The sequence below is a fragment of the Caulobacter sp. X genome, from assembly GCF_002742635.1.
GTDB lineage: Bacteria > Pseudomonadota > Alphaproteobacteria > Caulobacterales > Caulobacteraceae > Caulobacter.
On sequence record NZ_PEGF01000001.1, the window covers coordinates 425,842 to 450,293 of the forward strand.

Genomic DNA, 24,452 nt, shown 5'->3' on the forward strand with positions numbered 1-24,452 from the left:
TCCCCACCTTCGGAGCAGGTCTGGCGAATCCGCGCCGCCCGCTCGCCCAAGCACGGGCGGCTCCGAGCAGACCAGCGTGTAATGACTGAATTCTCCGACCTCGGGCTCTCGCCCACGACCCTGCAGGCGGTCGCCGACACCGGCTATACCACCGCGACGCCCATCCAGGCCCAGGCCATTCCGGTGGCCCTCGCCGGCCAGGACGTCCTCGGCATCGCCCAGACAGGCACCGGCAAGACCGCCGCCTTCACCCTGCCGCTGATCGACCGGCTGCAGTCGGGTCGCGCCAAGGCCCGCATGCCGCGCGCCCTGGTCATCGCCCCGACCCGCGAGCTGGCCGACCAGGTGGCCGCCAGCTTCGAGAAGTACGCCAAGGGCACCAAGCTCTCGTGGGCGCTCTTGATCGGCGGCGTTTCGTTCGGCGACCAGGAAAAGAAGCTGGATCGCGGCGTCGACGTCCTGATCGCCACGCCCGGCCGCCTGCTGGACCACTTCGAGCGCGGCAAGCTTCTGATGACCGGCGTCCAGTTCCTGGTCGTCGACGAAGCCGACCGCATGCTGGACATGGGCTTCATCCCGGACATCGAGCGCATCTTCAAGATGACGCCGCCCAAGAAGCAGACCCTGTTCTTCTCGGCGACCATGCCGCCGGAAATCACCCGCCTGACCAAGCAGTTCCTGCGCGATCCGGTTCGGATCGAGGTGGCGCGTCCGGCGACGACCAACGCCAACATCACCCAGCTGCTGGTCAAGGTCCCCACCTCCGATCCCAAGGCCAAGCGCCTGGCGCTCCGCGCGCTGATCGAGAAGGCTCAGATCGAGACCGGCATCGTCTTCTGCAACCGCAAGACCGAGGTCGACATCGTCGCCAAGTCGCTGAAGGTGCACGGCTACGACGCCGCCCCGATCCACGGCGACCTCGACCAGACCCAGCGGATGAAGACCCTGGCGGACTTCCGCTCGGGCGCGCTGAAAATCCTGGTGGCCTCGGACGTCGCCGCGCGCGGCCTGGATATCCCGGCCGTCAGCCACGTCTTCAACTACGACGTCCCGCACCACGCCGACGACTACGTCCACCGCATCGGCCGCACCGGCCGCGCCGGGCGCTCGGGCATCACCTACATGCTGGTGACCCCGGCCGACGACAAGGGCTTCGACAAGGTCATCAAGCTGATCGGCTCGACGCCCGACGAAGAGAAGCTCGAGCTCGACTACTCGAACGCCGTCACCGTCAAGCGCGAGGGCGACCGCGACCGCAAGCGCGGCGGCCGTGACCGCGACCGTGATCGCGGCGACCGTCCGGCTCGCGGCCGCGGCCGTGGCCGTTCGGAAGAAACCGCCGCCGAGGCGCCGGCCGAGATCGTCGCCGACGCGCCGGAAGCCGTGGCCGAAGAACGTCCCGCCCGCGAACGCAAGCCGCGCCGCGAACGCGAACCGCGCGAACCCAAGGCGGCCGCCGCCCCGGTGGTCGAGGCCGAACGCCCCGCGCGCGCCGAACGTCCGGAGCGCCCCGAGCGCCCGGTGCGCGGCGTCCAGCCCGTCCGCGACCGCGACGACGACGACCGTCGCGTTGTCGGCTTCGGCGCCGACATCCCCGCCTTCCTGGCCAAGCCGCCGCGCAAATAGCGCTTTAGGGTAAGACTAGACAGTCAGAGGGCGTCGGACGGCATCGTCCGGCGCCCTTTTTTGCTTGGGCTAATGGATCAGCCGCGCCTGCAGCCACAGGATCGCGGGATAGACCGACAGCCAGGTCCAGAAGAACCGGTTCAGGCCGAACAGGCAGGCGTTGGCGAGGTGGAAGGTCCCGGCCACGACCAGGGCCGCGATCAGGGTCGGCTGGGTCAGCATCGCCAGCGGAAACGCCAGCTCGAACCCCATCACCGCCCACGACATCGCCGTCAGCAGCCTTTGCCTGTCCGCCAAGGCGCGCAGAGACTCCGCGACCGGATAGGCGGAGAACTGGAAAACGTCGCGCAGCGCCCTGCCCGACCGCCACTCCGGGTTCACGACCTTCACCCAGCCCGAAATGAAGTAGGACAGGACCAGCTGCGCGCCGAGATAGCCGAAGAACAGCTCCTTCAGCGGCTGGCTGGGCGCCAGACTCGCCAGGGTCAGGCACCACAGCGACAGCAGGCCCATCCGGTCGCTGCCGCCGTTATAGGGGCCCTGGAACCGGTGAAGGATCAGCAGCGACAGCGCCGCCATGGCGACCAGCGGCCAGGGCGAGGCCACGCCCAGCAGAACCAGGACGCAGAGCGCCGCGCGCGCCAGGAACAGGGCGCGCTCGTCGCGAAAGCCGCGCAGGTGCTCCAGGCTCTGCTGCAGCAGCGCCAGGGCCAGCAGCGTCTGCGTCAGGCGCATGGCGTCGGGCAGGGTCATCGGACGTCGATCTCGGCCACAGCGCGCGGCGAAGCCTCGAACAGCACCTCCCGCATGATCGCCTCGTCCTCGCGAGCGACAAACACCAGCCGGAACGCCAGCCAGCCTTCGACCGCGTCGGGCCCCCGCGCCAGATCGGCGGCGATGCGCTTGAAGATCTCGTCCTCGCTATGCCGCGTCGGATTGTCGATCAGCCGTTCGGCGCAGCTGACCAGGAACAGGCTCTCGTTCCAGCGCGGGTTCCAGAGCATCCGCGCCGCCATGGTTCCGGGAGAGACGTCCTGCGGCCGAGGCCGGAACTCCCGCCAAGCCTCGGGCGTGGCGTCAGCCGACCCCGTCACGGCGTACTCGATGCGCGGCGACGGCGCGATGACGTCGAAGAAGTTCCAGGACGGGATCAGGGCCGGCAGCAGCAACTGCAGCGGATTGCGCATCGTCCCTGCTCCGAGGCGGCCGAGGAATCACGTGATCGTAAGCTCAAGCGTGATCGGCTTCGATAGCGGTCGTCGCGGAACGCGGTTATCCTGGCGGACGTTTTCGATGCGCGGCGCGTGACGCCCGCACGAGAAAAGGGAGGACCGCGCCATGGCCGCCACCCAGCCTGACGCCTTCGAACACGACGCCGAACGCGAGGCGATCCTAATCGCCCACGAGCGAACCTACCACGCCTTCGCCGTCCTTGTGCGATGGGCCATGTTGCACACGGCTGTGGTGATCAGCGCCCTGACGGTGTGGTTCGCTACGCCAGCCGGCTTCTTCGGCGGCCTCGCCACCGGCATCCTCGTCTTTGTCGCCGGCTACTACGGCATGGTCCGCCGTGAGGAGAAGCAGCCGCTTGACCTGTGGGTCGAGGGCCGCAAGGGTATTCTATAGCGCCGCGTCGACGAAGCGCAGCAGGTCGTCCAGCGGCGGCTTGAACGCGAACTTGAAGCCCCGTCGAAGGCGGGCGATCAGCGGCGCCTCGCGCGTCGAACAGGGCGAGGCGCAGACATAGCCGCGCCAGTCCACGCCCACTTGGCGGCAAGCCGCCCTCACCCACTGGCTGGTGAAGTTCAGCGGCTGGATCTCAACGACCCGCGCGCCCCGCGACAGGAAGACGGCGTTGGCGAGGGCCGCGCCGCTGGCGCCGACCACCACCTCGGCGTCGCGCATCAAGGCGACCTGCTGCGCCGCGTCGAGCGTCTCGGGCCGCACGATCGTGAAGCCGCGCGCCGCGAGCGCCTTCTCGAACGCCGCCTCTCCCACCATGACCCGCATCGACTGGCCGCGACGTGAAAGATAGACGCGCCGATGCCCCGCGCCGGCTGGCGCGCGCGCCAGGACCCGGGCCGCCAGATCCGACAGCAGCCCGTTCGGATGATGCAGGAAGTGGTCCATGCTGGTGGCGAAGGCCGCGCGCTTCAGCCGAACCAGGGGCGCGTCGATCTCGGTCACCGCGCGACCGGGCGACGCTAGGGCGATCAGGTCGCGCTGCCAGACGGCCAGCTTGGGGGCCAGGATCGGCAAGGTCTCGAGCAAGCCCGCCTGTTCCAGCGCCAACAGCGACGGCAGGGCGTCGATGACGAAGTGGCCGTAGTTGAACGTCGCGCCCCAGGGCAGGAACACCGCGCCCCCCTCAAGCACCGGCGCGGAGGACGGCGGCGTGAAGCGGGCGGCGTTGTCGCTCAGCCCCGGAATGGCCGACAGGTCCGGCGAGCCGTGCCGCGCTTCGCCGATCGTGGCGTTGTAGACGGCGCCGTCGGTTCCGATCAGAGCCCCAAAGCGCGGCGCCCACCAGGCCTCGCCGACTACGCACAGCGCCGGGACATTGACCGGAGGCGACGTCTCGATCGCATAGGGCCAAGCGGCCGCTTGAGGCCCGCCCACCTGCCCCATCGGCGCGCCGGCGGACGCGTCATGCTCGGGCGCCCAGGCGACGCCAGGCTCGCCGCGCGCCAACCGCTTCGCCAGGTCGAAGGACAGCAGGCGCGGCATGTCCTGGGCTTCGACAATGGGGCGCACGGGCAGCGACGCGGTCATGCCCCGCTTGGAGCATGACGCGCGCCCAGTGAAAACCCTTCCCGCTCACACGGCCGAGGCGATCACTTCTTGATCTGGCTCGCCAGGTACTTGCGGATGCCTTCGCCGTAGGGCGGCCGCAGGCCCAGCATCGGCGCGATGTCCTTCTTCAGCTGCTGGAACACCGCCTTCTTGTGACTGAACTCCAGGAAGCCGTCATGGCCGTGATAGGCGCCCATGCCGGCGGGGCCGACGCCGCCGAACGGCAGTTCCTCCTGGGCGACGTGGAAGATCACGTCGTTGACCGTGACCCCGCCGCTGGTGGTGCGGGCCAGCACGTGGTCCTTCTCGGCCTCGTCGGTCCCGAACCAGTAGAGCGCCAGCGGCCGGTCGTGGGCGTTCACATAGTCCACGGCCTCGTCGATCGTGCGATAGCTCTTCACCGGCAGGACCGGACCAAAGATCTCCTCCTGCATCACCTTCATGTCGTCGCTGGGGTCGATGATCAGGGTCGGAGCGATCTTGCGGTGCTCCTGCTGCGACAGGTCCTCGCCGCCCGGATTGATCTCGACCACCCGCGCGCCCTTGGCCTTGGCGTCGTCGACATAGCCCTTCACACGGTCGTAGTGGCGTTGAGCCACCAGCGCCGTGTAATCAGGATTGTCCTTCAGCGTCGGGAAATAGCGACCGACGGCCGCCTTCGCCTCGGCGACGAAGGTCTCGACGTCCTCCTGCGGCGCCAGGACATAGTCGGGCGCCAGGCAGATCTGGCCGGCGTTCAGCGTCTTGCCATTCATGATCCGGGCGGCGGCGGTGGCGATGTCGGCGCCGCGCGACAGGATCACCGGGCTCTTGCCGCCCAGCTCCAGGGTGACCGGAACCAGGTTCTCGGCCGCGGCGCGCATCACGTGTCGCGCCACCGAGGTCGCTCCGGTGAAGACCAGGTGATCGAAGGCCAGCCCTGAGAACGCCTGCCCGACTTCAGGGCCGCCCACGAACACGGCGACCTCCTCCTCGTCGAAGGCCTTGGCGAACATAGCCTTCAAGAGGTCGGAGGTGGCGGGCGTATATTCCGACGGCTTGATCATCGCGCGGTTACCGGCGGCGAAGATCCCGGCCAGCGGCGCGAAGGTCAGGTTGACGGGGAAGTTCCAGGGGCTGATCACCCCGACCACCCCCTTGGGCTGGTACTGCACCGTGGCCTTGGCACCGAACAGGCCCAGGATCGCGGGGGTGGTCTTGCGCTTCTGCGGGCGCATCCACTTGGCGACATGCTCGCGGGCGAACTTCAAGGGACCAATGGAGCCGGCGACATCGGTCAGCGCCGTGGCCTCGGGCGAGCGAGAGCCGAAGTCCGCGTTCACCGCCTTGGCGATCTCGGCCTGGTGGCCGATCAGCAGGTCGATCGAGCGGTTCAGCCAATCGATCCGCTTCTCGGCGCTGGGCGGCCCGTCACGCAGATGCGCGGCCTTCTGGCGGCTGAGCACGTCGTTCATGGTCGCCTTGTGAGCGTCCAGGGAATTCATTGGAGCGTTCATGTCTCGCCTCCCGTGGCTGGCGCGGCGCCCGTGGCCCGTCGCTCATCTTATCATCGATCACCATGCGCGAGCGTGCGTTCGCGCGCAAGCGAACGTTGTTCGTTCTTAACGGGTCGTAAGAACTCTGCCGTCTAGTCTCTCGGTCCATGCGATCGGCCTTTCCCCAACGGAAGCGCCGGACGGGGGATGAGAGATGTCGGACGTCGAGACCACGCTGCGGGGCCCTGAAGCCTATAAGATCGCGACGCGCGCGCTGGAGCTGATGGAACGCCACCAGGTGTGGCCGACCGCGCTGAATTTCGAGCTTTGGACGCACTATGTCGCCGATCCGGACGGCGCCCTCGCTCGCGAACTGACTCGTCTGATCTCGATCGGCGAGCCGATGACCGAACTGGTCAGCGAAGAGCTGGCCGCCACCTACCTGCCCAAGGCGCGCCTGAACGACCAAATCCGCGACGCCGGCGACATCCTGTCCAAGGAACTGGAGGCCGTCGCCAAGGCCATCCAGAACGCCCAGAAGTCGAACGCCGCCTTCGGCAAGGAACTGGCCGGCGCGACCAAGAACCTCGACAAGTCCACCGACGTCGAAGCCATCAAGGTCGTCGTCTCGAACCTGGCCGACGCCACCCGCCGCGTGCATCGCGAGAACCAGTCGCTGGAATCGCGTCTGGCGGAATCGACCTCCGAGGTCGAGCGTCTGCGCGAGCACCTGGAGCAGGTCCGCCGCGAAGCCACCACCGACGGCCTCACCAACCTGGCCAACCGCAAGGCCTTCGACGAAGAGCTGGATCGCGCCTGCGCCGAAGCCGACCGCCAAGGCACGCCGCTGTGCCTGGCCGTGCTCGACATCGACCACTTCAAGGGTTTCAACGACACCTGGGGCCACCAGACCGGCGACCAGGTCATCCGCTACGTCGCCTCGGTGATCGGCCGCGTCGCCGCTCCGCCGCGCTTCGCCGCCCGCTACGGCGGCGAGGAATTCGCCATGATCTTCCCGCGCGAGAGCTCGGCGGTCATCGCCGAGTCGCTGGAGGAGATCCGCGTCGAGGTGTCTTCGCGCATGCTCAAGCGCCGCTCGACCAACGAGGATCTGGGCGCGATCACCATCTCGTCGGGCTTCGCCGAGCGCCGTCCGGGCGAAAGCGGTCACTCGATCATGGAGCGCGCCGACGCGGCGCTTTACGCCTCCAAGCGCGGCGGCCGCAACCGCGTGACGGCGGCTGAAGGCATGGCCGCCTCGGCCAACGCGGCCTAGACTTCGAAGTCCGATCCGACGAACACGCCGCCGATCCCGCATCGGCGGCGTTTTTCGTTGAAGATTCCGCTAGCCTTCCCAAGGGGCAAAGGCGCCTAGACTCCCGCCAAAGAGATCAAGGGAGGTTCAAGGTCGTGGACTATCAGAAGATCCGTGTCTCGACGCAGGACGGCGTCGCCACCGTCACGATCGCCGATCCGGCCTCGCTGAACGCCGCCAGCCTGGAAGTCGCCCGCGAGCTGACCCACGCCTTCTCGTCGATCGCGGCGGGCAAGGTGGAGGCGCGGGCGGTGATCCTGACCGGCGAAGGGCGCGGCTTCTGCTCGGGCGCCAACCTGTCCGGCGGCGGCGCCGCGGGACGCGAGCTGGACGTCGACGGCAAGCCGGACGCCGGCTCGGCGCTGGAAACGATCTACAACCCGCTGATGACCCTGCTGAAGGATTTCCCGCTGCCGATCGTGACGGCGGTGAACGGTCCGGCGGCTGGGGTCGGCTGCTCGATCGCCCTGATGGGCGACATCATCGTGGCGGCCGAGAGCGCCTATTTCCTGCAGGCCTTCCGCCGCATCGGCCTGGTGCCCGACGGCGGCTCGACCTACCTGCTGCCGCGCCTGGTCGGCAAGGCCCGGGCCATGGAGATGATGCTGCTGGGCGACAAGATCTCGGCCGCGACCGCGCTCCAGTGGGGCCTGGTCAATCGCTGCGTGCCGGACGACGAGCTGATCGGCGCGGCCACCGCGATCGCCCAGGAGCTGGCGCGGGGCCCGGCGGCGCTGGGCGCGATCCGCAAGCTCGTGTGGGACAGCCTCGACGCCGACTGGACCGGCCAGCTGCACGCCGAGCGGAAAGCCCAGAGGGTCGCCGGCAAGACCGAGGACTTCATCGAAGGCGTCACCGCCTTCCTCCAGAAGCGCGCGGCGGCGTTCAAGGGACGCTAGCCAGCCAGATAAGGCTTGTAGCTCTTCTCCTCGACGATCTCCGAGCCGGCCGCCTCGTTGATCGCTCGCTTGATGGCGGCGCGGCGATCGTTGTCGATATAGACGCGGCGGGCCAGGGCCACGAAGCCCTCGCCGAAGTCCTGGCGGCGCTCGCAATCGCGCTTGCCGTCCTCGATGTCCCAGAGGGCGGCGTTGACGGCGGTCAGCTCGTCGGTCAGGCGAGCGATCTCGGCGGTGTCCGGCAGATGGTCGCGCGCGGTGGCCTCCAGCAGGGCCAGCTCCTTGCGGACATTGGCTTCCTTGGCCGGATCGCCGATCCGCTCGGCCTTGACCCGCAGGATGGTGATCTTGTCGACCAGTTCGCCCGCCGAGATCGGCGCGAGGATGGACATTCAGGAAACTCCGGACACCAGCTTCTCGAGGGCCGCCCAGACCGCGTCGACCGGCAGGGCGTCCATGCCGCTTCCGTAGTCCTCCGCGACCAGCATCTCAAGCCGCGCGGCGGCGGGGCGGAACTTCACGGCCTTGCGGCGGTCCTGCTGCAGCGAGAGCAAGGGCGCGCCGCCGGCCGCCAGCATGTGGCCGGGGCCGGCGTCGTTGGCGACGCCCGCGGCGAGCCGTCCGGCCAGGGCGATGACCAGCAGCGGGCCCTTCACGGGAAGGCCGTCGGTCCGGTTGCGCTCGGGCTGCGGAGCCTGTGGGACCTCGCGCGCGGCGATCGCGGCGTCCTCGGCCTCGTCGGGCCCGAAGAAGAACACCGGCGTCCAGCCCTTGGCGGCGACCCGGCGGGCCAGGTCGAGATAGTTCTCCAGCGGCCAGCGCTTGTCCTGCCCGCCCGCGCCGGGCGCGAGGCCCACATAGGTCGGGCCGGACGGCAGTAGGATCTCGGCGGCCTTGAGCGCGTCGGGATTGGTGAGAGCCAAGGGCTTCGGCGCGCCCTGCCCGTCCGTCGCCAGGTCCAGCAGCCGCGCCAGGCGGTCGGTGACGGCCACCGGCCAATCCTGGCTCCGCGCCTGCCGAGCGGCTGATACGAAACGTCCCGCCGCCCCGCGCCGGGCGACGCCGCTGCGGCGCAGATTTTCCTGGGTGTCGATGACGAGGTCGAACGTCCGACCGCCGAACGGCTTGGACCACGGCAAACTGTCCAGCGCCTTGGCGCCGTTCGCACCGTCGAGGATCACCTCGTCGATATAGCCCGCGACCACGGCCTTCAGCGGCCCCGTGTAGACGGTCTCGCCCTTGGCCGCGCACCAGCTGATCCGCGCGTCGGGAAACGCCGCGCGCAGGCCGGCGATGAAGGGCAGCTTGATCAGCCCGTCGCCGATCACCTCGCCCATCGAATAGATCAGAACCGTCTGGACCATAGCCGGGCTTAGGCCGCCTAGCGCGCCGTGGTCAATGCGCGATCAAACCGCGACCGGACACTCCGCCGGGATCGCCACGAACGTCCCCTCGGCGCGGCGCTTCTCGAAATGCTTCTGGGCGCAGCCGCCCGAGCACAGGAGGCCGGTGTCCGACCAGTAGAGCGGCGCCTCGTCCTCGTGCTTGAAGCTGGGCGCGCCCCACGGCAGGCCGCATTCGACGCAGGACGGGGTCTTGGCCAGCATCAGTCCTGAACCTCGGCGGCGGGCTGGATCGTGACGCTCTCGCCGCAGCCGCAGGCGTCGGTCTCGTTCGGGTTATGGAACACGAACTTCGAGGACAGCTTGCTGACCTCGTAGTCGATCTCGGTGCCAATCAAAAAGAGCACCGCCTTGGGCTCGATCAGGATCGTAACACCCTTGTCCTCGACGACCTCGTCGATCGGGCCCTTCGTCTCGGCGTATTCGAAGACGTATTCCTGGCCGGCGCAGCCGCCGTTCTTCACGCCCACCCGCAAGCCGACATACGGCTTGTCGGCCTTGTCCATGATCTCCTTCACGCGCGCGGCCGCGGCGTCGGTCAGGGTGACGACCTTGGGGCGCGGGCGGCGGGGACGTGCGGTGATCGCGGTTTCCATGGCGTTCGAACCGATCAGAACATGTTCAGTTGCAGCTTGGCCTCGTCGCTCATGCGCGAGGAGTCCCACGGCGGATCGAAGACGAGGTCGACCGCGCACGACTTCAGGCCCGGGATCTCCATGACCGCGTCCTTGACCCAGCCCGGCATCTCGCCGGCCACCGGGCAGCCCGGAGCGGTCAGGGTCATCTCGATGGCCACGTCCTTGTCGTCGGAAACGTCGACCTTGTAGATCAAGCCCAGCTCATAGATGTCGACCGGAATTTCCGGGTCATAGACCGTCTTCAGCTTCTCGATCAGCTGGTCGGTCAGCCGGTTCAGCTCGTCTTGCGAGAGAGCGGAAGCGGGTTCGGGAGCGGCGGCGGCGTCGGTCATGAAGCGGCTCAACTGAAGAAACTGCGGGCCTTGGCCAGCGCGTCGACGAACGCGTCGGCCTCGGCCTCGGTGTTATATAGGGCGAAGGACGCGCGCGCGCTCGACGTCACCCCGAAACGGCGCATCAAGGGCTCGGCGCAGTGGGTGCCTGCGCGCACGGCGACGCCATAGCGATCCAGCACCTGGGCGATGTCGTGGGCGTGGGCGCCCTCGACCGTGAACGACAGCACCGCGCCCTTGCCGGGAGCCTCGCCCAGGATCCGCACGCCGTTGACGCCGCGCAGACGCTCGGCGACGCGTTCGTAGAGGGCGTGCTCGTGGGCGAAGATCGCGTCGCGGTCCAGGCCGTTCAGCCACTCGATCGCCGCGCCCAGGCCGACGGCCTCCAGGATCGCGGGGGTGCCCGCCTCGAAACGGTGCGGCGGGTCGGCATAGGTGATCTTGTCCAGCGCCACCGAAGCGATCATCTCGCCGCCGCCTTGGTAAGGCGGCAGGGCCGCCAGGCGGTCGGCCTTGCCGTAAAGCACGCCAATCCCGGTCGGGCCGTACAGCTTGTGGCCGGAGAAGACGTAGAAATCGACGTCCAGAGCCTTCACGTCGACCTTGGTGTGGACCACGCCCTGGCAGCCGTCCAGCAGCACCGGCGCGCCGGCCGCGTGGGCAAGACGGACGATCTCGGCCACGTCGTTGACCGTGCCCAGCACGTTCGACATGTGGGTGACGGCGACCATCTTGGTCTTGTCCGACAGCAGGCCCTTGTAGGCCTCCATGTCCAGGCGCCCGTCATCCAGCACCGGGATGAACTTCAAAACCACGCCCTTGCGCTCGCGCAGGAAGTGCCAGGGCACGATGTTGGCGTGGTGCTCCATCTCCGAGAGCACGATCTCGTCGCCGGCGTTCAGCGACAGGCCGAACGACGACGCGACGAGGTTCACCGCCTCGGTCGCGCTCTTGGTCCAGACGACCTCGTCGCGATCGGCGTTGATGAAGCGCGCGACGGTTTCCCGCGCCTTTTCATAGGCTTCTGTGGTTTCGTTCGCGAGGGTATGCAGGCCGCGATGGACGTTGGCGTAGGAGGTCCGCGCCAGGCCCACCATCGCGTCCAGCACCGCGTCGGGCTTCTGCGCGCTGGCGGCGCTGTCGAGGTAAATCAATGGCTTGCCGTGAACTTCTCGCGCCAGGATCGGGAACTGGGCGCGGATCGCCTGCACGTCAAAGCCCCTTCCCCCTTGCGGGGAAGGGGTTGGGGATGGGGGTGTCAGCACGGCGCTGGTCATGCTTCGCTCCCCAGCTTGCGGGCGACCCAGGCGGCGGCGACCGCGCGCGCGCCCTCGTGCTCGATCCGCTCGACGACCTCGCCGACGAAGGCGACGGTCAGCATGGCCTTGGCCTCGGCCTCGGGGATACCGCGCTGCTCGGCGTAGAACAGCACCTCGTCGTCCAGGGCGCCGATCGTGTTGCCGTGGGCGCAGGAGACGTCGTCGGCGAAGATCAGCAGTTCCGGCTTGGCGTCGATCTCGGCCTTGTCCGACAGGATCAGGGCGTGGTGGCCCATCCGCGCGTCGGTCTGGTCGGCGCCCTTCTCCACGACGATCCGCCCCTGGAAGACGCCGCGCGCCTGGTCGGTCACCATGCCCTTGGTCAGCTGGCTGGTGACGCCGTCGAGGCCGCCATGGGTGACGACGCTGGTCAGGTCGGCGTGGCGCTGGGCGTCCAGCAGATAGGCGCCGTCGAGGCGAACCTCGGCATGGGCGCCGGGGTGACGGACGCGGGTCTCGATCCGCTGGCGACGCGCGCCGCAGGTCAGGACGGTCTGGGCGAACTTGGCGCCGGGGGCTAGGGCGACCTCGGCGGTGACGACATTAACCGCCTCGGCCTCGTCCTCGACCAGCACGATGCGCTCCACCGAAGCGCCCTCACCCACGGCGATGTCGAGCACGACGTCGGAGACGTAAGCCGCGGCGCGGCCTTCGTGGCTTTCCAGCAGGACGAGGTGCTCGCCGGGCTTCACGACCAGAGCGTGGCTCGCGCCTTGCGCGGCCTTGTCGGCAAGGGCGACGAAGCGCAGGGCGACGACACCCGAAGCGACGTCGGACGGGGCCACGCGGCGGCCGTTGACGAACACGGTTTCCGCGTCGGCCAGGCCCGCGAACGGGCCGGCCGGAACCTCGCCGCCGTGCGCCGGCGCGACCGGCGGCAGGACCTTCAAGAGGCCCCGCAGGTCCGTCCAGCGCCAGTCCTCGTCACGCCGCGACGGCAGCGCCGAGAGGTCGCCGGTCTTGAGGGCGGTCGAAAGGGTCAAGCCGCCGCTCCCACGATGCGGTCATAGCCCTCGGCTTCCAGCTGCAGCGCCAGTTCCGGACCGCCCGAGGCGACGATACGGCCGGCGGCCAGCACATGGACCTTGTCGGGTTTGATGTGGTCCAGCAGGCGCTGGTAGTGGGTGATGACCAGCATGCCGCGCTCAGGGCTACGCAGGGCGTTGACGCCCTCGGAGACGATCTTCAGAGCGTCGATATCCAGGCCGCTGTCGGTCTCGTCGAGGATGAGGAACTTCGGCGAAAGCATGGACATTTGGAAGATTTCCATCCGCTTCTTCTCACCGCCCGAGAAGCCGACGTTCAGGCCGCGCTTGAGCATCTCGAAGTCGATCTTCAGCGAGGCGGCCTTCTCCTTGGCCAGCTTCAGGAAGGCCGGGGCGGCGATCTCGTCCTCGCCCCGCGCGCGGCGCTGGGCGTTGAGGGCGGTGCGGATGAAGGTCAGGGCTGGAACGCCCGGAATTTCCAGCGGATATTGGAACGACAGGAACAGGCCCTTGGCCGCCCGCTCGTTGGGCTCCAGCGCCAGGAGGTCTTCGCCATTGAGCGTCGCCGAGCCCTCGGTGACCTCATAGCCGTCGCGGCCAGTCAGCACGTAGGACAGGGTCGACTTGCCGGCGCCGTTGGGGCCCATGATCGCGTGGACCTCGCCTGCCGGCACGTCCAGCGTGACGCCCTTCAGGATCGGCTTGTCCTCGACGCGGGCGTGAAGGTTCTTGATGGAGAGCATTTAACCGACGGATCCTTCGAGAGAAATCGCCACGAGCTTCTGGGCCTCGACGGCGAATTCCATGGGCAGTTGCTGCAGCACGTCCTTGACGAAGCCGTTGACCAGCAGGGCCACGGCCTCCTCTTGGTTCAGGCCGCGCTGCTGGCAGTAGAACAGCTGGTCGTCCGACAGCCGGGTGGTGGTGGCCTCGTGCTCAAACACCGACTGGCCGTTGCGGGCCTCGATATAGGGCACGGTGTGGGCCGCGCAGTCCTTGCCGATCAGCAGGCTGTCGCATTGGGTGAAGTTGCGCGCCCCCTTGGCCTTGGGATGGGCCGAGACGAGGCCGCGATAGGTCGAGGTCGACTTGCCGGCGCTGATGCCCTTGGCGACGATCCGCGAGCGGGTGTTGGCGCCCAAGTGGATCATCTTGGTGCCGGTGTCGGCCTGCTGGTGGCCGTTGGTCACCGCGATCGAATAGAACTCGCCCGAGCTCCCCTCGCCGCGCAGCACGCAGGACGGGTACTTCCAGGTGATGGCCGAGCCGGTCTCGACCTGGGTCCAGGAGACCTTGGAGCGGTCGCCGCGGCAGTCGGCGCGCTTGGTCACGAAGTTGTAGATGCCGCCCTTCCCGGTCTCGGGATCGCCCGGGTACCAGTTCTGGACGGTCGAATATTTGATCTCGGCGTCGTCCAGCAGGACGAGCTCGACCACCGCCGCGTGCAGCTGGTTCTCGTCGCGCATCGGGGCCGTGCAGCCTTCCAGGTACGAGACGTAGGCGCCCTTGTCGGCGATGATCAGGGTGCGCTCGAACTGGCCGGAATCCTTGGCGTTGATCCGGAAATAGGTCGACAACTCCATCGGGCAGCGCACGCCCGGCGGCACGTAGACGAAGGAGCCGTCCGAGAAGACTGCGCTGTTGAGGCAGGCGAAATAGTTGTCCGAGGTCGGCACCACGCTACCCAGGTACTGGCGGACCAGCTCCGGATGCTCGCGGATCGCCTCGCTCATCGAGCAGAAGATGACGCCGGCCTGGGCCAGCTCCTTTTTGAAGGTGGTCACGACGCTGACGCTGTCGAACACCGCGTCCACGGCGTAGCGCGGCGCGCCTTCTACGCCGGCTAGAACCGCTTGCTCCTTCAAGGGGATGCCGAGCTTTTCGTAGACGGCCAGCAGCTCCGGATCGACCTCGTCCAGGCTCTTGGGGCCTTCCTTGGTCTTGGGCGCGGCGTAGTAATAGGTGTCCTGGTAGTCGATCGGCGGATAGCTGACCTTGGCCCAGTCGGGCTCGTCCATCGCCAGCCAGCGGCGATAGGCGTCAAGCCGCCACTCCAGCATCCATTCCGGCTCGTCCTTCTTGGCCGAGATGAAGCGCACGATGTCCTCGGAGAGGCCTTTGGGGGCGAACTCCTGATCGATTTCGGTCGTGAAGCCGTGCTCGTACTTCTCGAGCGCGGCGACGGTTTCAACAGTCTCTTTAACCGCGGCCACTAAGCCACCTCCCGGCGCCGGGCGCCGATACGCTTCCAGGCGGCGAGCCAGGCGTCGCCGCATTTGTTCCAATCGTCTTCCGTACTCGCCCAGCCGCCACTGATACGCAGGGCGAACGGGGCGAGATCAGCGCGGCCCATGGCTTCCACCACGCGGCTGGCCTTGACCTTGCCCGAAGAGCAGGCGCTGCCGGCGCTGACCATCACGCCGGCCAGGTCCATGTTCATGACCTGGACCTCGGAGCCGAAGCCTTCGCCGGCGAAACACAGGGTTTGCGGCAGCCGGTCCGCGCCTTCGCCCAGGACCACAGCGCCATTCGCCTTGAGCCGGTCGGCCAAGGCGTCGCGCCATTGGGCCTGTTCGGCCATCGAGGCAAGGCCTTCCTGGGCCGCCTGGGCCGCCGCGCCGAAGGCGGCGATCCCGGCGACGTTCTCGGTGCCGGCCCGGCGGCCGCGCTCCTGGCCGCCGCCGTGCAGACGACGGGTGACGGTGGCTCGGGTCCCAGCCACGAGCGCGCCGACGCCTTGCGGCCCGCCCAGCTTGTGAGCGGACAGCGCCATGGTGTCGGCGCCGAGGCCGGAGAAGTCGATCGCGATCTTGCCGGCGGCCTGGACGGCGTCGACGTGCAGCCAGCCGTCGTGGGCGCGGACCAGGGAGGAGGCCTTATCCACAGGCTGGATGACGCCGGTTTCATTGTTGGCCAGCATCAGGCACACCAGGGCCTTACCCGGCTTTTCAAGCGCTTTCGCTAGCCAGCCAAGATCGGCGACGCCGTTGTTATCCACAGGCATGACTTCGACCGGCAGGCCGGAGACCTTGGCGGTCTCGGCGACGGCGTCATGCTCGATCGCGGAAATGATGATGCGTTCGACGCCGGCGACCTTGGCGCTCTCGATGGCCAGGGCGTTGGCCTCGGTGCCCCCGCTAACGAAGGTCACCGAGCCGGCCGGCACGCCGACCAGAGCCCCGACCTGGGCGCGGGCGCGCTCGACCACGTCACGGGCGGCGCGGCCGGCGGCGTGGACCGACGAGGGATTGGCTGGGCTTTCCAAGGCGCGCAGCAGCGCCTCACGCGCTTCCGGCCTCAGCGGGGCGGTGGCGTTGTAGTCGAGATAGACGGAGGGTCGGGAGGCGTTCACTCGGCCGCGATCTCCAGCGGACGGGCGGGACGCAGTTCGCCCTTCAGCACGTCGGCGACCGAGACGCTGGCCAGGTAGCCGTGGATCTGGCGGCCCATCTCTTCCCAGAGATCATGCGTCATGCAGCGCTCGCCGCCGGCCATGCAGCCCTTGGCCTGGCCTTTGGTGAAGTTGCAGCGGGTGGCGCGCAGCGGCTCGTCGACCGCCAGCACGATGTCGGCGATGAAGGTCTCGGCCGAGGCCTTGGCCAGGCGATAACCGCCGCCAGGGCCGCGAGCGCTGATCACCAGACCCTTGCGGCGCAGGCGCGCGAAGAGCTGCTCCAGATAAGAAAGCGAGATCTGTTGGCGCGCGGCGATCTCGGCCAGGGCCACCGCGCGGCCCTCGCCTTCGTCCTGGCGCTTGGCCAGGTCGGTCATCGCCATGACCGCGTATCGCCCTTTGGTGCTCAGGCGCATCAGCCTTACCCCTTGCAGATTCCGCGCGCATCGGCTTTTGCGTGTGCTACAAGCCGCGACTTCGCGCGCGGGCCGTCGGTCCGCTTGCTGGCTGCGATTTAGGAAGACCAAGCGCAGTGGTCAAGTATTCTGGCGGGCCAATCGTCGGAAATCGGACCGCTGTCGAGCTGAAGGGGATGACATGCCTGATGTGATTTTGACCGGCGCGTCTGGACGAATCGAGGGTCGCTATTCTCCCGGCAAGACCGAGACGGCGCCGATCGCCCTGATCCTGCACCCGCACCCCAAGGCCGGCGGTCACATGAACCATCCGGTCTCGGTGCAGCTGTACCACCTGTTCATGAAGCGTGGTTTCGCGACCCTGCGCTTCAACTTCCGCGGCGTGGGCCGCAGCCAGGGCGAGTTCGACGCCGGCATCGGCGAGCTGGCCGACGCCGCGACGGCGCTGGACTGGCTGCAAACGTCCAACCCCGCCGCCAGCCAGACCTGGGTCGCCGGCTTCGACTTCGGCGCCTATATCGGCATGCAGCTCCTGATGCGCCGCCCCGAGACGGACGGCTTCATCTCGGTCTCGCCGCCGACCAACATGTACGACTTCAGCTTCCTGGCCCCCTGCCCGGCCTCGGGCCTGTTCCTGACGGGCTCGGCCGACACCATCACCCCGCCGGTCGAGGTGGAGCGCGTGGTCACCAAGCTGCGCACCCAGAAGGGCATCACGATCGACTACGAGGTCATCGACAAGGCCAGCCACTTCTGGACCGAGCACCTGCCCAGCGTCGAGAAGAGCGTCAGCGACTATCTCGACAAGCGCCTGGCGGAAAATCCGATCTAGGACGTCAGGTCCGAACGCTTCAAAGGCCTCCCTCCGGGGAGGCCTTTTTGGTTTCAGGGCTCGACGATTCGCCCGCCGGTCATCGGCGCCGGAACGCCCGTGGTGCCCGGGAAGCTGATCGGCAACCCCTTGGCCGCGCGGGCGGCGAGATAGGCGAAGGCTTCGGCCTCGATGCTGTCGCCGCGCCAGCCGAAGGCCTCGGCGGTCTTGACCGGCACGGGGGCGCGCTCGATGAGCGCCTTCATGATCTGCGGGTTGTGGCGCCCACCGCCGCAGACGATCAGGGCGCTGGGTCGCGCGCCGTGGTCGAAGGCCTTGATCACCGCCTCGGCCGTGAAGGCGACCAGCGTGGCGGCGGCGTCCTCGGCCGACAGAGGCTCGACCAGGTCCAGCGGGAAGTCGTAGCGGTCCAGCGACTTGGGCGCGGGACCGGCGAAGTAGTCGCTGGCCAGGAAGGCGTCGAGGATCGCCTGGTCGACCTTGCCGGCGGCGGCCAGGCGGCCGTTCTCGTCGAAGCGCCCCAGGCCCCGCGCCTGCAGCATCAGGTCGATCATGCCGTTGCCCGGGCCGGTGTCGAAGGCCAGCAGGTCTTCTTCGCCGTTGATCAGCGTGATGTTCGCCACCCCGCCGATGTTCAGCGCCGCCACTGGCGCGGCTAGGCCCGAGGCCCGGGCGCGGGCGGCGTGATAGATCGGCGCCAGCGGCGCGCCCTGCCCGCCCGCCGCGACGTCGGCGGTGCGGAAGTCGAAGGCCACCGGGCGGCCGCAGGCCTTGGCGAGGCGCTCCGCGTCCAGCAACTGGACCGTCCGACCGATCCGCTCGGGCGTCGGGCGCTCGTGCAGCACGGTCTGGCCGTGCACGCCCAACAGGTCGAAAGCGCTCCAGGACAGGCCGTGCTCGGCCAGAAAGCTTTCCGCCGCGTGGAGGTGTTCGTCGGCGACGGCCTGGGCGGCCTCGGCGAAGATGTCAGGCGCGGGCTTGTCGCGCGGCCAGCCGCGGGCGACCTCGGTGGCGACCAGCAGCAGGTCGCGGGTCTCCTCGCGCAGCTTGCGCTCGCCGGCGGGGCCAAAGGCTTGGATGTCGTGGCCGTCCGTCTCCAGCACCGCCATGTCGACCGCGTCCAGCGAGGTGCCGGTCATGAATCCCAGGATTTTCATGGGATCGTTGACTGCCACGCCCGCGAAACGGTAGCTAGGCCCCATGATCGACGCTTTCGTCCTGGCCCGTCCCTATTACCGCCCGCTGCCATAGCGGGAGGCCGACCAGACACGTCGCTTAGCCCCCGCCTCGCCGGGGTCGCTTTCTTGCTAGTCGATCATGCGCTCCGGCATCCTTCCCGGAGTCCGAAATGAACCCCTCACACACCGACCAAGCCGTGCTAGACGGCCCGCCAAGTCAAATAGAGAGTCGATCCATGTCCGCCGCGTCGTCCTTCAAGTCAGAGTTCCTGCGAACCCTGGAGGCGCGCGGCTATATCCACCAGATCACCCATCCGGAGGAGCTGGATGCGGCGGCGGCTGGCGGGATCGTCACCGCCTACATCGGTTTCGACGCCACCGCGCCGTCCCTGCACGTGGGCAGCCTTATCCAGATCATGCTGCTGCGCCGCCTGCAGCAGGCCGGCCACAAGCCGATCGTCCTGATGGGCGGCGGCACGACCAAGGTCGGCGATCCGACCGGCAAGGACGAGAGCCGCAAGCTGCTGTCGGACGCCGACATCCAAGCCAATATCGCCGGCATCAAGCAGGTCTTCGCCAAGTTCCTGACCTTCGGCGACGGCCCGACCGACGCCATCATGGTCGACAATGACGCCTGGCTGTCGAAGTTCGGCTACGTCCAGTTCCTGCGCGAATACGGCGTCCACTTCACCGTCAACCGGATGCTGGCCTTCGACTCGGTCAAGCTGCGCCTGGAGCGCGAGCAGCCGATGACATTCCTCGAGTTCAACTACATGCTGATGCAGGCGGTGGACTTCCTGGAGCTGAACCGCGCTCACGGCTGCGTGCTGCAGATGGGCGGTTCGGACCAGTGGGGCAACATCCTGAACGGCGTCGAGCTGACCCGCCGCGTCGATCAGAAGAGCGCCTTTGGCCTGACGACGCCGCTCTTGGCCACCGCCTCGGGCGCCAAGATGGGCAAGACGGCGGCCGGCGCGGTGTGGCTGAACGCCGAGCAGCTGAGCCCATACGACTACTGGCAGTTCTGGCGCAACACCGAGGACGCCGATGTCGGCCGCTTCCTGAAGCTGTTCACCGACCTGCCGCTGGACAGGATCGCCGAGCTGGAAGCCCTGGAAGGCGCCCAGATCAACGAGGCCAAGAAGGTGCTGGCCGACGAGGCCACCCGCATGGCCCACGGCGAGGAAGAGGCCCGCAAGGCTCGCGACGCCGCCGAGAAGGCTTTCGAGCAAGGCGCGCTGTCGGCCGACCTGCCGACCTTCGAGGTGCCGGCGGCCGACCTGGAAGCGGGCATCGTACTGGCGGCCCTGTTCGCCGACGCGGGCCTGGCCGGTTCGCGCGGCGAGGCCCGTCGCCTAGCCCAGGGCGGCGGTCTGAAGGTCAACGACAAGGCCGAGGCCGACGCCAACCGGACGATCACCGCCGCCGATCTCGTCGAGGGCGTGGTCAAGCTGGCCGCCGGCAAGAAGAAGATCGTGTTGGTGAAGCCCGTTTAGTTATCGTATGCCCGGACGGACTTGACCGGCCCGTCCGGGCCGCTCACCTGTTTTGAGTGATCGAGGAAGAGACCGATGCTGCAACCCGGCGACAAGGCCCCTGATTTCGACCTCCCGACCGACACCGGTCGCGTCAGCCTGTCGGCGCTGAAAGGCAAGAACATCGTCCTCTATTTCTATCCGAAGGACGACACGGCCGGCTGCACCTCCGAGGCGCTGCAGTTCTCGTCGGAAGTCGAAGAGTTCCAGAAGCTGGGCGCCGTGATCATCGGCGTCTCCAAGGACAGCGTCGCCTCGCACGCCAAGTTCCGCGCCAAGCACGACCTGACCATCGAGCTGGCCGCCGACCCGATGGGCGATGTGGTCGAGGCCTACGGCGCCTGGGTCGAGAAAAGCATGTACGGCCGCAAGTACATGGGCATCGACCGCTCGACCTTCCTGATCGACCGCGAAGGCGTCGTCCGCGAGGTCTGGCGCAAGGTCAAGGTGCCCGGCCACATCAAAGCGGTCATGAACGCCGCCAAGGCCATTAAGTAAGTCCGACAGTTGGGGAACGCTTGCGCCCCGCGCGTGTTGTATGTTTGCCGCAACCTGTGGCGTTTCTGAATCCCCAATCCGGTTAACGCGTAGTCGGACCGATCAGGAAACGTTAAGGATCTGAGCGCAAAATTACTTTTCGCGAGTCACGCCGTTTAGCGGCGCGAAGAGTCTTGCACGTTAGCGTTTTATCGTTCCATATCCCCCGGACCTGAAACGGGGGGTTTCCTGGGACGATGGCGATCAAGCGCTTTAGGCGGCTGCGGCAATCTCTCGAAGCTCTGTTCCCAGAACGGCATGTCTACGTCCGCTCCGGCGGCGAGATGCGCGGCTATGTTCTGTCCACGAATAAACAGCTGATCGGCGCGGCCTGCGTCGGCGCCGGCGCCCTGTGGATGGGGGTCTGCACCGCCGCCATGCTGATCAACGCTCTGTCGGTCAGCTCGACCGACCAGCAGGTGATCAAGCAGAAGGCCTATTACGAGCGCCTGAACGCCGACCGCCAGGCGCGTTTGAACAGCGCCGTGGCCCAGCTCTCCGCCACCAATGGCTCTCTGGATGAGCTGGCGACCTCGGTCGAGAAGCGTCACGCCGCCCTCGCCTTGCTGGTCTCCGACTTCCGAGGCGTGCCCGGCGCCGCCGACGCGCTGAAGGTCGCCAAGCCGCGCCTGCTGGCCGCCAGCCCCGTCGAGCGCATCCAGGCCACGCGTATGGACCAGGAGCGCCTGATCGACGCCGCCGAAGGCTTCGCCAAGAGCCGCGCCGAGCGCCTGCGCCTGGCCATGCGGATGGCGGGTCTCGACGCCAGCTCGTTCACCGGCCGCGGCGTCTCGCTGGGCGGCCCGCTGATCGAGGCCAAGGATCCCCGCGCCCTCGCCGCCGTCCTCGACGTCGACGAGGAGTTCGCCAGCCGCATCCAGCACGCCGCCAACGACATGTCGGACATGCGCAGCCTGGGCGCGGCGGTGAAGAAGCTGCCCTTTTACAGGCCGACCGACAATCCGGCGCTGTCGTCCAGCTATGGCGTCCGCTTCGATCCGTTCACGCACCGCCCGGCCTTCCACTCGGGCCTCGACTTCCCCGGCGCCATGCGCACGCCGATCATGGCCACAGCGCCCGGCGTCGTGTCGTTCACCGGCGTCCGCGCCGGCTATGGCAACACGGTCGAGATCGACCACGGCGGCGGCTTCAAGACCCGCTATGCGCACCTGTCCTCGATCGGCGTCCGCGTCGGCCAGCGGGTGGCGATCGGCTCGCGCGTCGGCGCGATGGGATCGACCGGCCGCTCGACCGGTCCGCACCTGCATTACGAAGTCTGGGTCAATGGCAAGGCCCAGAACCCCAACCGCTTCTTGAGGGCTGGTGAGTATGTTCAGCAAACAAGCTAAGTCGGGCCCCAAGGCCGCCGGTCGCGCCGAGGCGCCGGCCAGCCTGCCGTCCAGCAACCCCGCCGACCCCACGCGTCGCGCGACGCCGAAAGTGGCCTCGCTGCTCTCCGCCGACCTCACGATCGAGGGCTCCATCGAGGGCGAAGGCGAGCTGCAGTTGGACGGGATCTTGCGCGGCGATGTCCGCGTGGCGCGCCTCAGCGTCGGCGAGACCGGCCATGTCGAGGGCGCGGTCCAGGCCGACCTCGTCGAGGTGCGCGGCCGCATCGTCGGCACGATCACCGCCAAGCAGGTCCGCCTCTACGGCACGGCCTATGTCGATGGCGACATCACCCACGAGCAGCTGTCGATGGAGTCCGGCGCCTACTTCCAGGGCCGCAGCCTGAAGTTCCAGCGCCCGCCCGCTCCGATCCAGCCGACGCCGGAACCAGAAGTCCTGGCCCTGGCGGCGGCCGAAACGGTCGGCTAGCCGCTTCGATCCTAGCGGCTGCTCAGCACGAAGGTGTTGCCGTCCGGATCCTTGAACTTGGCGAAGGTCCCCCAGGGTTGCTTCTGCGGCGGACCTTCGAACTCGACGCCCTTCTCGGTCAGCTTGCGATAGGCGTGCTCGACGTCGTCGCAGGCCAGAGAGCCGTTGAAGAAGGTCCCGATCCGGTCCTCGTGCCCTTCGGGCGTAAACAGGACGAGACCCGTCTCCGCGCCGGGAATCGACAGCTCGATCCAGCGCTGGGCACCCATCGGCTGGTCGGTCGCCACGCGCAGCCCGACCTTCTCCGTCCAGAACGCCAAGGCCCGATCCTGGTCGCTGACCGGGACGCCGACGAACTTCACCTTGCTGATCACGCTCACGACCCGCCCTCTCCTCTAGGTCTTCGGTGAGATGGGCGTAGCGCGGCGACCTTGCGCCGGTGAAGACGTGCAACTACTGCTATAGCCATGGATGCGCAGAGCTACAGGCTGGACCGCTATGTGCTGGATACGCTGATGGCCGATCTGGTCGGTCACGACCATCAGCCGTCGGCCTTCCTGGCCTATCTGGCGATCGTCGCCGCGCATGCCGACGGCCGCGCAAGCTTCAGCCACGCGGAACTGGCCGAGCGCACGGGCCAGTCGCGACGGACTGTCCAGAACGCCGTCGAAACCTTGAAAAGACGAGGTTTGATCTCGGTGAGCCGCCAGGGCCCGACCGAGCCGGCGACCTATGTCCCGCTGACGCCTTGGCGACGCCAGCGGGAGCCTTAGGCGTTAGGCCTCGGTCGCGTCGCGCGTGGCGCCGACCCGCTGGGCCAGGGCCGCGCCCATGAACGCGTCGAGGTCGCCGTCCAGCACCCCTTGGGTGTCGGACGTCTCCACGTTGGTCCGCAGGTCCTTGACCATCTGGTAGGGCTGCAGGACGTAGCTACGGATCTGGTGACCCCAGCCAATGTCGGTCTTCTGGTCTTCCAGCGCCTGTTGAGCGGCTTCGCGCTTTTGCAGCTCGGCCTCGTAGAGGCGCGCGCGCAGCATCTTCCAGGCCTCTTCGCGGTTCTGGTGCTGCGAGCGGCCGGCTTGGCAGGCCACCGCGATGCCGGTCGGGATGTGCGTCAGGCGCACGGCCGAGTCGGTCTTGTTGATGTGCTGACCGCCGGCGCCCGAGGCGCGGTAGGTGTCGGTGCGCACGTCGGCTGGGTTGATCTCGATCTCGATGGTGTCGTCGATGACCGGATAGACCCAGGCCGAGGCGAACGAGGTGTGGCGACGGGCGCTGCTGTCATAGGGGCTGATGCGCACCAGGCGGTGCACGCCCGCCTCGGTCTTCAGCCAGCCATAGGCGTTAGGGCCCTTGACCAGCAGCGTGGCCGACTTGATGCCGGCCTGGTCGCCGTCGGTCTCTTCGATCAGCTCGGTCGTCATGCCGTGGGCGTTGGCCCAGCGGGTGTACATGCGCAGCAGGATGCCGGCCCAGTCGCAGGACTCGGTGCCGCCGGCGCCGGAATTGATTTCGATATAGGCGTCGTTGCCGTCGGCCTCGCCAGACAGCAGGGCTTCGAGCTCGGCGCGACCGGCGCGGTCCTTCAGGGCCTTCAGCTGGGCGCGGGCGTCGTTCAGCGACTCCTCGTCGCCTTCCATGTCCGCCAGCTCGGCGTACTCGACGGCGTCCTTCAGGTCGCGCTCGATCGACTGCACGGCCTCGACCTTGGCGGCGAGGTTGGCGCGCTCGCGCGAGACGGCTTGCGCCTCGGACGGACGGTCCCACAGGGTCGGGTCCTCGACCCGGGCGTTCAGCTCATCGAGCTTTCGGAGAGCGACGTCCCAGTCAAAGACGCCTCCTGAGCAGTCCCACGGACTGCTCGATGTCGGCCGCGGCGGCCTCGACATCCGGTCGCATCACGTTACTCCGTGACAGTGTTGAAGGGCGCGGGAGATAGCCTGCGTCGCCCGCGCG

General features: G+C 68.0%; 29 protein-coding genes. 11 read left to right on the plus strand and 18 right to left on the minus strand.

Annotated elements, in window-relative coordinates:
* Positions 1–81: 81 nt before the first annotated feature.
* Positions 82–1,626: a DEAD/DEAH box helicase gene (locus CSW60_RS01800; protein WP_099535635.1), complete on the plus strand. Its 1,545-nt coding sequence runs from the start codon at positions 82–84 to the stop codon at positions 1,624–1,626.
* 69 nt (positions 1,627–1,695) lie between these two features.
* On the opposite strand, the gene CSW60_RS01805 is transcribed toward CSW60_RS01800, so the two are convergent.
* Both CSW60_RS01805 and CSW60_RS01810 read right to left on the minus strand, forming a co-directional pair.
* Entirely contained in the window at positions 1,696–2,379 is a 684-nt protein-coding gene (locus CSW60_RS01805) for an HTTM domain-containing protein (RefSeq protein ID WP_099535637.1), read from the minus strand.
* Positions 2,376–2,813 carry a hypothetical protein gene (locus CSW60_RS01810; protein WP_099535639.1) on the minus strand — a complete coding sequence of 146 codons (438 nt, stop codon included), beginning with the start codon at positions 2,811–2,813 and terminating at the stop codon, positions 2,376–2,378. Before CSW60_RS01810 ends, CSW60_RS01805 begins: the two co-directional genes overlap by 4 nt.
* Before the next feature lie 151 nt (positions 2,814–2,964).
* Between CSW60_RS01810 and CSW60_RS01815 the strand changes: the two genes are divergently transcribed.
* On the plus strand, positions 2,965–3,252 hold the full coding sequence (locus CSW60_RS01815) for an aa3-type cytochrome c oxidase subunit IV (RefSeq protein WP_099535641.1): 288 nt from the start codon (positions 2,965–2,967) through the stop codon (positions 3,250–3,252).
* Here the strand turns inward: CSW60_RS01815 and CSW60_RS01820 are convergent.
* The gene (locus tag CSW60_RS01820; protein ID WP_099535642.1) at positions 3,247–4,398 is read right to left on the minus strand and encodes a DUF563 domain-containing protein; all 1,152 of its coding nucleotides are present in this window, start codon (positions 4,396–4,398) and stop codon (positions 3,247–3,249) included. The genes CSW60_RS01815 and CSW60_RS01820 overlap by 6 nt on opposite strands.
* A 62-nt stretch (positions 4,399–4,460) precedes the next feature.
* On the minus strand, positions 4,461–5,915 hold the full coding sequence (locus CSW60_RS01825) for a coniferyl aldehyde dehydrogenase (protein ID WP_099535643.1): 1,455 nt from the start codon (positions 5,913–5,915) through the stop codon (positions 4,461–4,463).
* A gap of 193 nt (positions 5,916–6,108) precedes the next feature.
* Between CSW60_RS01825 and CSW60_RS01830 the strand changes: the two genes are divergently transcribed.
* Both CSW60_RS01830 and CSW60_RS01835 read left to right on the plus strand, forming a co-directional pair.
* Positions 6,109–7,170: a GGDEF domain-containing protein gene (locus CSW60_RS01830; RefSeq protein WP_099535644.1), complete on the plus strand. Its 1,062-nt coding sequence runs from the start codon at positions 6,109–6,111 to the stop codon at positions 7,168–7,170.
* A 134-nt stretch (positions 7,171–7,304) separates the two neighbouring features.
* Positions 7,305–8,108, plus strand: coding sequence for an enoyl-CoA hydratase/isomerase (locus CSW60_RS01835; RefSeq protein ID WP_099535645.1), 804 nt, complete (start codon positions 7,305–7,307; stop codon positions 8,106–8,108).
* Here CSW60_RS01835 and CSW60_RS01840 read toward each other — a convergent pair.
* From CSW60_RS01840 to CSW60_RS01890, 11 genes are read right to left on the minus strand one after another with little or no spacing between them, the layout of a single operon-like run.
* The gene (locus CSW60_RS01840; protein ID WP_099535646.1) at positions 8,105–8,500 is read right to left on the minus strand and encodes a DUF6165 family protein; all 396 of its coding nucleotides are present in this window, start codon (positions 8,498–8,500) and stop codon (positions 8,105–8,107) included. The two genes, CSW60_RS01835 and CSW60_RS01840, sit on opposite strands and share 4 nt — an antisense overlap.
* Positions 8,501–9,472, minus strand: coding sequence for a glycosyltransferase family 9 protein (locus tag CSW60_RS01845; RefSeq protein ID WP_099535647.1), 972 nt, complete (start codon positions 9,470–9,472; stop codon positions 8,501–8,503).
* Positions 9,473–9,514: 42 nt separating this feature from the next.
* Positions 9,515–9,715 (minus strand): hypothetical protein, encoded by a 201-nt coding sequence (locus tag CSW60_RS01850; RefSeq protein ID WP_099535648.1) that lies wholly within the window; start codon positions 9,713–9,715, stop codon positions 9,515–9,517.
* Positions 9,715–10,107, minus strand: a complete 393-nt coding sequence (locus CSW60_RS01855; protein ID WP_099535649.1) for an iron-sulfur cluster assembly accessory protein — start codon at positions 10,105–10,107, stop codon at positions 9,715–9,717. The genes CSW60_RS01850 and CSW60_RS01855 overlap by 1 nt, the downstream gene beginning before the upstream one ends.
* A 14-nt stretch (positions 10,108–10,121) precedes the next feature.
* Positions 10,122–10,481, minus strand: coding sequence for an SUF system Fe-S cluster assembly protein (locus CSW60_RS01860; protein ID WP_099535650.1), 360 nt, complete (start codon positions 10,479–10,481; stop codon positions 10,122–10,124).
* Positions 10,482–10,489: 8 nt separating this feature from the next.
* Positions 10,490–11,758, minus strand: coding sequence for an aminotransferase class V-fold PLP-dependent enzyme (locus CSW60_RS01865; protein ID WP_099535651.1), 1,269 nt, complete (start codon positions 11,756–11,758; stop codon positions 10,490–10,492).
* Positions 11,755–12,783 carry a Fe-S cluster assembly protein SufD gene (sufD, locus tag CSW60_RS01870; protein ID WP_099535652.1) on the minus strand — a complete coding sequence of 343 codons (1,029 nt, stop codon included), beginning with the start codon at positions 12,781–12,783 and terminating at the stop codon, positions 11,755–11,757. Before sufD ends, CSW60_RS01865 begins: the two co-directional genes overlap by 4 nt.
* Positions 12,780–13,529 carry a Fe-S cluster assembly ATPase SufC gene (sufC, locus tag CSW60_RS01875; protein WP_099535653.1) on the minus strand — a complete coding sequence of 250 codons (750 nt, stop codon included), beginning with the start codon at positions 13,527–13,529 and terminating at the stop codon, positions 12,780–12,782. The genes sufD and sufC overlap by 4 nt, the downstream gene beginning before the upstream one ends.
* Positions 13,530–14,999 (minus strand): Fe-S cluster assembly protein SufB, encoded by a 1,470-nt coding sequence (gene sufB, locus CSW60_RS01880; RefSeq protein WP_099535654.1) that lies wholly within the window; start codon positions 14,997–14,999, stop codon positions 13,530–13,532.
* Positions 14,999–16,138, minus strand: coding sequence for a cysteine desulfurase family protein (locus tag CSW60_RS01885; RefSeq protein ID WP_099535655.1), 1,140 nt, complete (start codon positions 16,136–16,138; stop codon positions 14,999–15,001). The genes sufB and CSW60_RS01885 overlap by 1 nt, the downstream gene beginning before the upstream one ends.
* Positions 16,135–16,596: an Rrf2 family transcriptional regulator gene (locus tag CSW60_RS01890; protein WP_099535656.1), complete on the minus strand. Its 462-nt coding sequence runs from the start codon at positions 16,594–16,596 to the stop codon at positions 16,135–16,137. The genes CSW60_RS01885 and CSW60_RS01890 overlap by 4 nt, the downstream gene beginning before the upstream one ends.
* 181 nt (positions 16,597–16,777) lie before the next feature.
* Between CSW60_RS01890 and CSW60_RS01895 the strand changes: the two genes are divergently transcribed.
* Positions 16,778–17,428 (plus strand): alpha/beta hydrolase, encoded by a 651-nt coding sequence (locus CSW60_RS01895; protein ID WP_013079273.1) that lies wholly within the window; start codon positions 16,778–16,780, stop codon positions 17,426–17,428.
* A gap of 53 nt (positions 17,429–17,481) precedes the next feature.
* Here CSW60_RS01895 and CSW60_RS01900 read toward each other — a convergent pair whose 3' ends face one another.
* Entirely contained in the window at positions 17,482–18,585 is a 1,104-nt protein-coding gene (locus CSW60_RS01900) for an anhydro-N-acetylmuramic acid kinase (protein ID WP_201722945.1), read from the minus strand.
* 43 nt (positions 18,586–18,628) lie between these two features.
* On the opposite strand from CSW60_RS01900, the gene CSW60_RS22945 reads away from it, so the two are divergent.
* The 5 genes from CSW60_RS22945 (at position 18,629) to CSW60_RS01920 (ending at position 22,496) form a co-directional block, all read left to right on the plus strand.
* Positions 18,629–18,679, plus strand: coding sequence for a hypothetical protein (locus CSW60_RS22945; protein WP_024265744.1), 51 nt, complete (start codon positions 18,629–18,631; stop codon positions 18,677–18,679).
* A 97-nt stretch (positions 18,680–18,776) separates the two neighbouring features.
* Positions 18,777–20,102: a tyrosine--tRNA ligase gene (gene tyrS, locus CSW60_RS01905; RefSeq protein WP_201722946.1), complete on the plus strand. Its 1,326-nt coding sequence runs from the start codon at positions 18,777–18,779 to the stop codon at positions 20,100–20,102.
* A 75-nt stretch (positions 20,103–20,177) separates the two neighbouring features.
* Positions 20,178–20,639, plus strand: coding sequence for a peroxiredoxin (locus CSW60_RS01910; RefSeq protein WP_099535659.1), 462 nt, complete (start codon positions 20,178–20,180; stop codon positions 20,637–20,639).
* A 236-nt stretch (positions 20,640–20,875) separates the two neighbouring features.
* Positions 20,876–22,027, plus strand: coding sequence for a peptidoglycan DD-metalloendopeptidase family protein (locus tag CSW60_RS01915; RefSeq protein WP_099535660.1), 1,152 nt, complete (start codon positions 20,876–20,878; stop codon positions 22,025–22,027).
* Positions 22,008–22,496, plus strand: a complete 489-nt coding sequence (locus CSW60_RS01920; RefSeq protein WP_099535661.1) for a polymer-forming cytoskeletal protein — start codon at positions 22,008–22,010, stop codon at positions 22,494–22,496. Before CSW60_RS01915 ends, CSW60_RS01920 begins: the two co-directional genes overlap by 20 nt.
* Positions 22,497–22,507: 11 nt before the next feature.
* Here CSW60_RS01920 and CSW60_RS01925 read toward each other — a convergent pair whose 3' ends face one another.
* Positions 22,508–22,876, minus strand: coding sequence for a VOC family protein (locus tag CSW60_RS01925; protein ID WP_099535662.1), 369 nt, complete (start codon positions 22,874–22,876; stop codon positions 22,508–22,510).
* An 87-nt stretch (positions 22,877–22,963) separates the two neighbouring features.
* Here CSW60_RS01925 and CSW60_RS01930 point away from each other — a divergent pair, with 87 nt between their 5' ends.
* Positions 22,964–23,269, plus strand: coding sequence for a helix-turn-helix domain-containing protein (locus tag CSW60_RS01930; RefSeq protein ID WP_099535663.1), 306 nt, complete (start codon positions 22,964–22,966; stop codon positions 23,267–23,269).
* Between the two features lie 3 nt (positions 23,270–23,272).
* Here CSW60_RS01930 and prfB read toward each other — a convergent pair.
* A protein-coding gene (gene prfB / locus CSW60_RS01935; RefSeq protein WP_099535664.1) for a peptide chain release factor 2 occupies positions 23,273–24,395 on the minus strand; the annotation gives its coding sequence in 2 pieces (ribosomal slippage) (positions 23,273–24,325 and positions 24,327–24,395; 1,122 coding nt in all).
* Positions 24,396–24,452: the final 57 nt, after the last annotated feature.

Coding starts and splice junctions, on each gene's coding strand:
- CSW60_RS01860 (WP_099535650.1), bottom strand. CDS start 10,481: ATGACCGACGCCGCCGCCGCTCCCGAACCCGCTTCCGCTCTCTCGCAA.
- CSW60_RS01805 (WP_099535637.1), bottom strand. CDS start 2,379: ATGACCCTGCCCGACGCCATGCGCCTGACGCAGACGCTGCTGGCCCTG.
- sufC (WP_099535653.1), bottom strand. CDS start 13,529: ATGCTCTCCATCAAGAACCTTCACGCCCGCGTCGAGGACAAGCCGATC.
- tyrS (WP_201722946.1), top strand. CDS start 18,777: ATGAACCCCTCACACACCGACCAAGCCGTGCTAGACGGCCCGCCAAGT.
- CSW60_RS01820 (WP_099535642.1), bottom strand. CDS start 4,398: ATGACCGCGTCGCTGCCCGTGCGCCCCATTGTCGAAGCCCAGGACATG.
- CSW60_RS01850 (WP_099535648.1), bottom strand. CDS start 9,715: ATGCTGGCCAAGACCCCGTCCTGCGTCGAATGCGGCCTGCCGTGGGGC.
- CSW60_RS01920 (WP_099535661.1), top strand. CDS start 22,008: ATGTTCAGCAAACAAGCTAAGTCGGGCCCCAAGGCCGCCGGTCGCGCC.
- CSW60_RS01830 (WP_099535644.1), top strand. CDS start 6,109: ATGTCGGACGTCGAGACCACGCTGCGGGGCCCTGAAGCCTATAAGATC.
- CSW60_RS01915 (WP_099535660.1), top strand. CDS start 20,876: ATGGCGATCAAGCGCTTTAGGCGGCTGCGGCAATCTCTCGAAGCTCTG.
- CSW60_RS01890 (WP_099535656.1), bottom strand. CDS start 16,596: ATGCGCCTGAGCACCAAAGGGCGATACGCGGTCATGGCGATGACCGAC.
- CSW60_RS01815 (WP_099535641.1), top strand. CDS start 2,965: ATGGCCGCCACCCAGCCTGACGCCTTCGAACACGACGCCGAACGCGAG.
- CSW60_RS01910 (WP_099535659.1), top strand. CDS start 20,178: ATGCTGCAACCCGGCGACAAGGCCCCTGATTTCGACCTCCCGACCGAC.
- CSW60_RS01900 (WP_201722945.1), bottom strand. CDS start 18,585: ATGAAAATCCTGGGATTCATGACCGGCACCTCGCTGGACGCGGTCGAC.
- CSW60_RS01855 (WP_099535649.1), bottom strand. CDS start 10,107: ATGGAAACCGCGATCACCGCACGTCCCCGCCGCCCGCGCCCCAAGGTC.
- CSW60_RS01895 (WP_013079273.1), top strand. CDS start 16,778: ATGCCTGATGTGATTTTGACCGGCGCGTCTGGACGAATCGAGGGTCGC.
- CSW60_RS01800 (WP_099535635.1), top strand. CDS start 82: ATGACTGAATTCTCCGACCTCGGGCTCTCGCCCACGACCCTGCAGGCG.
- CSW60_RS01930 (WP_099535663.1), top strand. CDS start 22,964: ATGGATGCGCAGAGCTACAGGCTGGACCGCTATGTGCTGGATACGCTG.
- CSW60_RS01810 (WP_099535639.1), bottom strand. CDS start 2,813: ATGCGCAATCCGCTGCAGTTGCTGCTGCCGGCCCTGATCCCGTCCTGG.
- CSW60_RS01840 (WP_099535646.1), bottom strand. CDS start 8,500: ATGTCCATCCTCGCGCCGATCTCGGCGGGCGAACTGGTCGACAAGATC.
- CSW60_RS01825 (WP_099535643.1), bottom strand. CDS start 5,915: ATGAACGCTCCAATGAATTCCCTGGACGCTCACAAGGCGACCATGAAC.
- CSW60_RS01845 (WP_099535647.1), bottom strand. CDS start 9,472: ATGGTCCAGACGGTTCTGATCTATTCGATGGGCGAGGTGATCGGCGAC.
- CSW60_RS01865 (WP_099535651.1), bottom strand. CDS start 11,758: ATGACCAGCGCCGTGCTGACACCCCCATCCCCAACCCCTTCCCCGCAA.